Source organism: Mycobacterium sp. (assembly GCF_040509115.1).
Taxonomy (GTDB): Bacteria; Actinomycetota; Actinomycetes; order Mycobacteriales; family Mycobacteriaceae; genus Mycobacterium.
The window spans coordinates 1-7,486 of record NZ_JBEVLO010000471.1; the positions used below are offsets into that span (position 1 = coordinate 1).

The 7,486-nt window shown below is 67.4% G+C and carries 6 protein-coding genes and 1 tRNA gene; 3 read left to right on the forward strand and 4 right to left on the reverse strand.

Annotation, left to right across the window (positions count from 1 at the left end; genetic code table 11):
• Positions 1 to 363 precede the first annotated feature (363 nt).
• Positions 364 to 434: transfer RNA gene (locus tag ABW137_RS32215), tRNA-Cys, on the reverse strand.
• A 124-nt stretch (positions 435 to 558) separates the two neighbouring features.
• Between ABW137_RS32215 and ABW137_RS32220 the strand changes: the two genes are divergently transcribed.
• On the forward strand, positions 559 to 1,263 hold the full coding sequence (locus ABW137_RS32220; protein ID WP_526406392.1) for an MgtC/SapB family protein: 705 nt from the start codon (positions 559 to 561) through the stop codon (positions 1,261 to 1,263).
• On the opposite strand, the gene ABW137_RS32225 is transcribed toward ABW137_RS32220, so the two are convergent.
• Both ABW137_RS32225 and uvrB read right to left on the reverse strand, forming a co-directional pair.
• Positions 1,260 to 2,660 carry an MFS transporter gene (locus tag ABW137_RS32225; RefSeq protein ID WP_526406394.1) on the reverse strand — a complete coding sequence of 467 codons (1,401 nt, stop codon included), beginning with the start codon at positions 2,658 to 2,660 and terminating at the stop codon, positions 1,260 to 1,262. The two genes, ABW137_RS32220 and ABW137_RS32225, sit on opposite strands and share 4 nt — an antisense overlap.
• A 58-nt stretch (positions 2,661 to 2,718) precedes the next feature.
• Entirely contained in the window at positions 2,719 to 4,881 is a 2,163-nt protein-coding gene (gene uvrB / locus ABW137_RS32230) for an excinuclease ABC subunit UvrB (protein WP_526406396.1), read from the reverse strand.
• A gap of 142 nt (positions 4,882 to 5,023) precedes the next feature.
• Here uvrB and ABW137_RS32235 point away from each other — a divergent pair, with 142 nt between their 5' ends.
• Together ABW137_RS32235 and ABW137_RS32240 are read left to right on the forward strand one after the other, a co-directional pair.
• On the forward strand, positions 5,024 to 5,530 hold the full coding sequence (locus ABW137_RS32235; protein ID WP_526406401.1) for a ribonuclease FAU-1 family protein: 507 nt from the start codon (positions 5,024 to 5,026) through the stop codon (positions 5,528 to 5,530).
• 11 nt (positions 5,531 to 5,541) lie between these two features.
• A complete protein-coding gene (locus tag ABW137_RS32240; RefSeq protein ID WP_526406398.1) occupies positions 5,542 to 6,141 on the forward strand; it encodes a hypothetical protein in 600 nt (199 codons plus the stop codon).
• 7 nt (positions 6,142 to 6,148) lie between these two features.
• Here the strand turns inward: ABW137_RS32240 and coaE are convergent, their stop codons facing one another.
• Positions 6,149 to 7,360, reverse strand: a complete 1,212-nt coding sequence (gene coaE, locus ABW137_RS32245; RefSeq protein ID WP_526406400.1) for a dephospho-CoA kinase — start codon at positions 7,358 to 7,360, stop codon at positions 6,149 to 6,151.
• Positions 7,361 to 7,486: the final 126 nt, after the last annotated feature.

Here is a 7,486-nt window from a genome sequence, read left to right on the forward strand (position 1 = left end):
CGTGCCGTCGCAACATTGCCTAGCCGGCCGCTGGCCGGTGCTCTCAAAACCGGCGCACGTGGGCGCACCCATCACTGCGGCCAGGACGCGAAGACCGGCAGCGGGCCACACAGCGCTACGGCACAACCCCGCCAGGGTGACGGTCTGTCCTGAGCGTGGTTGGCGGGCCGAACCCCGATGGCGATGGCGTGTGATTGGCGAGCCAAATCAGCAAACCCGTCGACCCTCGCGCCCTGGCAAACACGTCGTCTCGGGTCGTGTTTTCGCATGGGGTACAGATGGGGTACAGATCGCTCCGAACGCAGCTAGAGCGGTACCCTGACCGAGGTCAAAAGTGCCGCTCTAGCTGCAACGATACTCGCGAGCGGATGACGGGATTCGAACCCGTGTAAACGGCTTTGCAGGCCGGTGCCTAGCCACTCAGCCACACCCGCGTTGCACACCACCTTGCCAAGCCGCGCAACTACGGCCCAGCCTTTCGCTCGGCGTGATCGCTAGTGCGCCCGACGCGCGGGCCAGACCCGTGGCCACACCGGCACAACGCGATACGTTGGCGGCATGGATCTGTGGCTGGCGGACCCGCCCTTCTTCGGCGGCCCCGGGCAAGGCACCCGGCAAATCGTCGAACTGTTCGTGGCCTTTGGGCTCACCGCGCTGATCGGACTCGAACGCGAGATCCAGGGCAAGAGCGCAGGCCTGCGCACCCAGACCATCGTGGGCACCGCGGCCGCACTGATCCTGCTGGTCAGCAAGTACGGGTTTCAGGACGTAGTGGTGGTGGGCCTCGTCGAGGTCGACCCCTCGCGCGTGGCGGCTCAAATCGTCTCGGGCATCGGCTTTCTCGGTGCCGGAATCATCATCTTTCGGCGCGGATCGGTCCACGGACTCACGACCGCGGCGGCGGTGTGGGAGTCCGCGGCGATCGGCATGGCCGCCGGCGCAGGCCTACTGCTGCTCGCGTGCACCGTGACCGCGATGCACTTCCTCATCATCCTGGGCTTCATGCCGTTGGCGAAGCGGTTGGCGTCTCGGCTCAGTGGGTCCATTCGTGTGCACGTGACCTACGAGGACGGCCGCGGTGTGATGAACGCCATTCTGCAGGCCTGCGACCGCCACAACTGGCAGCTCGCCGAGCTGGAGTCCGACCCGACGGGCGGGGTACTTCTCACCTTGTCCGGCAACGGCATTCTCACCGCGCCGACGGCACTGGCACGCATCGACGGCGTGACGACGATCCGGCAGCTCGACGACGATCCCGACTAGGTTCGCCCGCGGCTCGCCCGGTACGACGCGACGCACCCGACCGTCGCCAGCCCGGCCATCACGACGAACAACCACCGCGCCGCCGTCGCGTCGCCCCGGTCGGTCAGGTTGACGACGATGCCCGCGATCCCGGCGCCGAACGCGCCGCAGATCAGCTGGACGGTGTTGATGGCCGCCGCCGCGGTCCGACTCTCCGCGGGATCTTCGGAGCTGCCCATCACCCACGCCGACAGGTGCGGCCACGCGATTCCGACTCCGGTGCCGGTCACCACCAGCGCCAACACCCACAGCGCAACGACCGGACCTGGCGCGTCCTCGATTTGACCGGCCGCCGCCGCGCCGAGCCCCACCGCCATCACCAGCGGTGCCACCGCCACCACCCGGACGATCACCCGCGTCGTCGTCAGCGACGCCGAGAAGATCTCGCTGATGGTCCAGCCGACGGCCAACGACACCGCGAGGAAACCGGCCGCCACCGGAACGAGGTGGGCCAACCGCTGACCGAACAACGGCACGTACATGTCCGCCATCGTGGCCGCCATCAGCACGCCAAGAGTCAGATACATCCACTTGAGTGGCCCCGGCCGAAATGCCGAGGCCGGCAATACCGAGGCGACCGTCTTGCGGTCCACCATCAGGAACACCACCACCAGGGCCGCACCCGCGACCAAGAGCGCGACCGTCACGCCCACGTTGCGCGGGATCCCGGCCACGCTGATGGCCAACGCGGCCGAGCCGAGAAGCAGCAACGACCACACCGGAATCCGGTCGGCCGCCGGCCTCTCGTCGCCGGCATCGCGACCAGGCAGGGCGAACGGCACCAACATGGCCATCGCCGCCGTCAACACCGCGAGGATGCCGAACGCCCAACGCCACGAGCCGAATTGCGCGAACAGACCGCCCGCCGCCGGACCCACGAGCGTGCCGACCCCCCACATCGCCGACACCAACGCCGACGCCTTGGTCCACAGCGACGACGGAAGCGCCGCGCTGATCACGCCGTACCCCAAGCCCGCCAGCAGACCGCCCGCAGCACCTTGGACCAGCCGACCTAACAACAAGAACTCCATGCTCGGTGCCACCGCGCACAAGACGCTGCCGATGCCGAACACCCCGAGGCCGGACAGGTAGGCCCACCGTGGCCCCACCTTGGTCAGGAGCGCGCCCACCGTGGTCGCCGCCACCACCGACGCCACCAGGTACACGGTGGTCACCCACGCGTAGAGCCGACCACCCCCGATCTCCGCCACCGTGCTCGGCAGCAGGCTGATGGTGAGGAACTCGTTGGTGGCATACAACGCGACGCCACCCGCGAGCACGGTCGAGGCGCCGAGGTTCTTGGGCCCCAGGAGTTCGCGCCAACCGCCCGTCGACGGCGCTGCGTCGGTCTGCGTCACGGTGTCAACCGTAAGAGCTCAACCGCGATTGAGATCAAGCGATGAAGGCGACGCGACCTCACTTGAGGCCGGCGGCGTCCATGCCGCGTAGTTCCTTCTTCAAGTCGGCGATCTCGTCCCGGAAGCGGCCGGCGAGCTCGAACTGTAGATCCCGAGCCGCCGCCATCATTTGCGCGGTGAGGTCCTTGATCAGGTCGGCCAGCTCGGCGCGGGGCATGTTCGACGTGTCACGGCCCTCGACGATCCCGGCACTGACGGCCCGGCCGGGTTCACCCTGAGCGCGCCGTCCTCGCGAGGCGTTGCGACCGGAACCGCCGATCTCCACCGTCGCGTCCGTGTCGTCGGCTTCGCGGTACACCTGATCCAGGATGTCGGCGATCTTCTTGCGCAACGGCTGCGGGTCCACGCCGTGTGCCTCGTTGTAGGCGACCTGCTTGGCGCGCCGACGTTCCGTCTCGTCGATGGCCTCGCGCATCGAGTCGGTCATCTTGTCGGCGTACATGTGCACCTCGCCCGACACGTTGCGCGCCGCGCGGCCGATGGTCTGGATCAGGCTGCGCGCCGACCGCAGGAAACCCTCCTTGTCGGCGTCGAGGATCGACACCAGAGACACCTCGGGCAGGTCGAGACCCTCGCGCAGGAGGTTGATGCCGACCAGCACGTCGTACTCACCGAGGCGCAGCTGCCGCAGCAGCTCGACTCGACGCAGCGTGTCGACTTCCGAGTGCAGGTAGCGCACCCTGATGCCCAGTTCCAGCAGGTAGTCGGTGAGGTCCTCGGCCATCTTCTTGGTCAGCGTGGTGACCAACACGCGCTCGTCCAACGCGGTGCGCTTGCGGATCTCACTGATCAGATCGTCGATCTGGCCCTTGGTCGGCTTGACCACCACCTGCGGATCCACCAGCCCCGTCGGGCGGATGACCTGTTCGACGAACTCACCCGCCGACTGACTGAGCTCGTAGGGTCCGGGGGTCGCCGACAGGTACACCGTCTGCCCCACGCGGTCGGCGAACTCCTCCCAGGTCAGCGGCCGGTTGTCGGTGGCGGATGGCAACCGGAAGCCGAAGTCGACCAGGTTTCGCTTGCGCGACATGTCGCCCTCGTACATGCCGCCGATCTGGGGAACCGTGACGTGTGACTCGTCGATCACCATCAGGAAGTCTTCCGGGAAGTAGTCCAGCAGCGTCGCGGGCGCCGTGCCCGGTCCTCGGCCATCGATGTGGCGCGAGTAGTTCTCGATACCCGAGCAGAATCCGACCTGACGCATCATCTCGACGTCGTAGTTGGTCCGCATCCGGAGCCGTTGTGCCTCGAGCAGTTTGCCCTGGCCTTCGAGTTCGGCGAGCCGCTCCTCGAGCTCCTTCTCGATGCCGGCGATGGCGTGCGCCATTCGCTCCGGCCCCGCCACGTAGTGGGTGGCCGGAAAGACGCGCAGCGAGTCGACCTTACGGATCACGTCGCCTGTCAGCGGATGCATGTAGTACAGCGCCTCGATCTCGTCGCCGAAGAACTCGATGCGCACCGCGAGCTCCTCGTAGCTCGGAATGATCTCCACGGTGTCGCCGCGCACCCGGAAGGTGCCGCGCGTGAACGACATGTCGTTCCGGTCGTACTGCACGTCGACCAGCAGCCGCAGCAGCCCATCCCTGGGCACCTCGTCCCCGACCTTCAGCTCGACCGACCTGTCCATGTACGACTGCGGCGTGCCGAGGCCGTAGATGCACGACACCGACGCGACCACCACCACGTCCCGCCGCGACAGCAGGTTCGAGGTCGCCGAGTGGCGCAGGCGTTCCACGTCGTCGTTGATCGAGCTGTCCTTCTCGATGTAGGTGTCGGTCTGCGCGATGTACGCCTCGGGTTGGTAGTAGTCGTAGTACGAGACGAAGTACTCGACGGCGTTGTTGGGCAACATCTCCCGCAGCTCATTGGCCAACTGCGCAGCCAGGGTCTTGTTCGGTGCCATCACCAGCGTGGGCCGTTGCAGCTTCTCGATGAGCCACGCCGTCGTCGCGGACTTGCCGGTGCCCGTGGCACCGAGCAGGACCACGTCCCGCTCGCCTGCGTTGATCCGCCGCTCCAGTTCGAGGATCGCAGCGGGCTGATCACCCGCGGGCTCGTACTCGCTGACTACCTCGAACTTCCCGCCGGTGCGCACGACATCACTGACGGCGCGGTACTCCGAGTGCGCGACGACGGGATATTCGGTAGCGAAAGCCATGTTCACCAGGTTAGAACCAGGGACCGACAAGTGTGCATTCCCCGGTCGCTTCGCTCCACCCCGAGAAGTGCATTCCCCGGTCGCTTCGCTCCACCCCGAGAAGCCCATTCCCCGGTCGCTCCCCTGTTCTAGGCTCAGCGCCATCCACCCTCCGAAACGCGAGACGTTCGACGTCGCCGCCCGCACGAACACCGACCCGAAGGGCATCGTGCGGGCCGTCGACGTGTACGAAGAGCACCCCTGGGGGTTGTACATGGCCAGACCGACACCCGGACGGCCCAACTTCCACTACCTGGAATCGTGGCTGCTGCCCTCCCTGCGGCTACGTGCATCGGTCTTCCACTTCAGCCCCGGCTACGAACGAGACCAAGACTTCTACCTCGACGTCGGCCCGATCACCGTCGACGCGGGTGTCTGGCACACCGAGGACCATTACCTCGACCTCGTCGTTCGAGCAGGCACCTCCGTCGAACTGATCGACGTCGACGAACTGTTCACCGCCAGCCAAGAGGGGCTGGTAACGCGGGAAGACGCCGAAACCGCGGTGCTGACAGCGGCGATCGCCATCGACGGGCTGGCGCGGTTCGACTACCACCTCGAGCGGTGGCTGGCGACCCGCGAAATGGTCCTCACCTGGCGGGCAGCGTAATGTCTGCATTCATGAGCTTGACTAAGTGTCGGTTGGTGACGGGTGCAGTGGCAACCGCGCTGCTCCTCGGCGCGCAACTCGTCCCGGTCACCGCGGCCGCCGATCCCGAGGTCCCTCCAGGCCCCGACGCCACCGAGGCCCCCGCCGACGCTCCACCGGCGGCGCAGACCCCCGACTACGGACCGGGACCGTACAACGTGGTGTATCGCGCCCGCGTCGACGGCGTATCGCGCGGCGCGACCATCAACTACGTGATTGCCGACGACCAGGTCAACACTGCCAACCCGACGATGATCCCCGGCCGCACCTTCGAGGCGACGGGAGTGGTCACCCAGACGCAGAAGGCAGGCATGCAGGTCTCGATTCAGTGGCCGTACTCGGCGAGCCTGCACTGCGAGATCCTGGTCAACGATCAGATCATCGCGGAGGCCGACCAGTTCGTCGCGCCGCGGTTGACGCCTCAGCGCGACGACCCTGGCTACGGCATCCTCAGTTGCGGGACGATCGCCAACTTTCCCACCGGCAACACCGCGCCGATCGACCTGCCGCCGCCAGTGGCCGACCCGAATGCGCCCGTCACCCCCGAACCCGGTCCCGGCCCCTCGGCCTGAGTCCCGGTCAGGGCCGCCAATTGGTGTCGTCGGCCCACGCCCACGCCCGCCGGTAGGCGCCGGCGAGCCACGCTTCCTTCGCGTCGGCGTACTGGCCCGACGTCGCATGATCCGCCGAGGCGACGCCGCGCTTGAGTGCCAGGTACTCGTCGCGAACGTCGGAGCTCGCCTTGAGCCAGTCCACGAAGAGCAACGCGAACTGCTGACCGGGCCAGCCGTCGACCCCGATGTGCACGTTGGTGGGCCGTCCCGGGTCGGCCGAGGCATGTAAGCGCTTGTGCCACAACGACGGATCGTTCGTGTGGTCGAATTCCGCGACGGTGCTCCTTGCGTCGTCCTTGCCGACGTCAGTAGTCGCGTCCCCACGCACGTAGCCCACGGCCAGAAGCGCGTCCGCCAACTCGTCGGCAACCTCCAGTGACGGGACCGTCACCTGAACGTCGATGACGTCCTTGGCGTCAAGGCCCGGTACCGCGGTCGACCCGGTGTGGTCGATGCGCACGGCATGATGACCACACGCCGTGTTCAACCGCGCCACGATCCGGGCCGCCTGAGCCGGCCACGTGGGGTCGGCAGGTACCAGCCGGGGTGCCACCCGCGCCGGCACATGGGCTTGAACGTTGTTGGCGAACGGCACGATTCGGTCGTGCCACAGCGCCGTGGCCCGCTCGACGAGCTCTTCGGCGGTGCCCGAGTTGTCGAGCCATACGTCGGCCACGGCGCGGCGCTGTTCCTCGGTGGCCTGCGCGGCGATGCGGGCGTGGGCGTCGGCCTCGCTGAAACCGCGGTGCTCGATCAGCCTGGCCACCCGGAGCCCCTGGTCGGCATGCACGATGATCACCAACGGGAACAGGGGCGCCATCTGCGATTCGACCAGCAGCGGGATGTCCTCGATGATCACGGCGTCGTCGGCGGCCGCCCCGATCAGCTCGGCCCTCCTCTTGGCCACCAGCGGGTGCACGATTCCGTTGAGCGTCTTGCGCTTCTCCTCGTCGGGGAACGCCACCGCGGCGAGCGCCGGGCGATTGAGGGCGCCGTCGGGTAGCAGGATGTCCTCGCCGAACGCCTCGACCAACGCGGCCAGGCCGTCGGTGCCAGGCTCGACGACCTCCCGCGCGATGACGTCGCCGTCGACCACGACGCCGCCCAGCTCACTGAATGTCGAGGACACCGTTGACTTTCCGGCGCCGATACCGCCGGTCAACCCGATACGAAGCACCGCACCAGTCTGTCAGTGCCAGCGGACGTGACGAGCAAAGGGATCCCGAAACGGCGAACGCCCCCGCGCGGGGGTGCCGGGGCGGTCGTGGTGGTGAACTTATGCGTTGGCTGCGAGCTTCTCCCG